Below are 1530 nucleotides of genomic sequence, written 5' to 3' on the forward strand. Positions count from 1 at the left end.
ACCCGCAACTATGGTTGGGACTTCCTTGCCCCTGCTTGGCGTGGGGTGCAGGATTCCGTCGACGTACCCGCCTTCCGCTACCAGTACGGGGCCTACGAAGACTATGGGACGTGGGAATTTCGCTTTGACCACGTTCCTCTCTACATCAGCTTCTACGTGCGAGACGAGCCGACACCACTAACAGCCGACTCCCTGAAGGCCTTCCACTTTACTTCGATGGATGACCTAGAACCCTTTGTCTCGATAACGAGAAGGGGCTCAAGGAAGCTCCCTAGTACCTACGTCATCGTGCACGTGTCACGGAGTGGGATACGTATGTATCGGGTCTTCGAGACGCGAAGCTTTCAAGGAGATCTCTGCTATGTAGAACTGAGGAGACACATCAATCCCGATGCTATAAGGTCAGCCAATGCAGTCCTTCTCAAAGACACCTATAAATTCTGTATAGATGACCCAGAGTGCCCCACTACTCCCGAGCTTCGTAACCATGCCCTAGAGACCTCACGTCGTATCAAGAAGTACAAGCACGATATCGAGTGGATCCGCTACTTCACCCGCTACCACAGAGGGAAGTACTACTAAAGATAGCTCTAGAGAGAATCCGCCTGAGTATCGGAAGAGCCAGCCGTCCCCCCATACTCACGCCCTACTTAGAGCATAGAAACACAGCATACGCCCGAGACTATGAAACGCCTCTCGATGCTCCTCTTCCTTCTTCTCTTTTCCTTTGGGCAATCACTCGGTGCCCAAAGGAGGAAGAAGCCCCAGGACTCCCTACCCGATACGGTCTATCTCCTAAATCACTATCAGAAGAGCCCGCAGTGGAAGCACAGCTCACTCCGTGTAAAGACCCCGGCAAACGCTCCCCGTAAGAAACGCAACTATGGTTGGGACTTCCTTGCCCCTGCTTGGCGTGGGGTGCAGGACTCCATTGACGTACCCGCCTTCCGCTACCAATATGCGACCTATGAAGACTATGGGACGTGGGAATTTGGCTTTCGGTACCTACCCCGTTATATGAACTTCTATGTGCAAGATGAGCCAACGACACTGACGACCGACTCGCTGAAGAGCCTCCACTTCACCCCGATCGATCACCTAAAGGACCTAGTCCCTCTAGGGAGTGGAAACGATAGGGATCGGCCTCGGACGCTCTTCATCGTGCACGTGACCCGAAGTGGGATACGTATGTATCAGGTCTTCAAGACCCAATCTAATCACGGAGAGCAGTGCTATGTAGGAGTGCCAAGATTCATCAATCCCGATGCTATAAGAGCATCCGATGCCGTCGTCCTCGAATATGCTCATGACTTCTGTCTGGATCATCCAGAATACCCGACCACTCCCGAGTTTCGCAACAAAGCCTTAGAGACCTCACGTCGCATCAAGAAGTACAAGCATGATGTCGAGTGGATGAACTACTTCACCCGCTACCACAAAGGCAAGTACTACTAAAGACTACTCTAGAGAGAACATCCCCTGAGTATCAGGAGCGCTAGCCGTCCCCCCATACTCACGCCCTACTTAGAG

General features: G+C 52.5%; 3 protein-coding genes. All 3 read left to right on the plus strand.

The window, feature by feature from the left end:
* Positions 1 to 582: hypothetical protein (locus Q0336_RS05090; RefSeq protein WP_298526332.1), on the plus strand; the 582-nt coding region annotated here is incomplete at its 5' end.
* Positions 583 to 883: 301 nt separating this feature from the next.
* Positions 884 to 1021 (plus strand): hypothetical protein, encoded by a 138-nt coding sequence (locus Q0336_RS08820; RefSeq protein WP_366139528.1) that lies wholly within the window; start codon positions 884 to 886, stop codon positions 1019 to 1021.
* On the plus strand, positions 1018 to 1455 hold the full coding sequence (locus Q0336_RS08825) for a hypothetical protein (protein WP_366139529.1): 438 nt from the start codon (positions 1018 to 1020) through the stop codon (positions 1453 to 1455). Before Q0336_RS08820 ends, Q0336_RS08825 begins: the two co-directional genes overlap by 4 nt.
* Positions 1456 to 1530 lie beyond the last annotated feature (75 nt).

Source organism: uncultured Porphyromonas sp. (assembly GCF_938039215.1).
Taxonomy (GTDB): Bacteria; Bacteroidota; Bacteroidia; order Bacteroidales; family Porphyromonadaceae; genus Porphyromonas.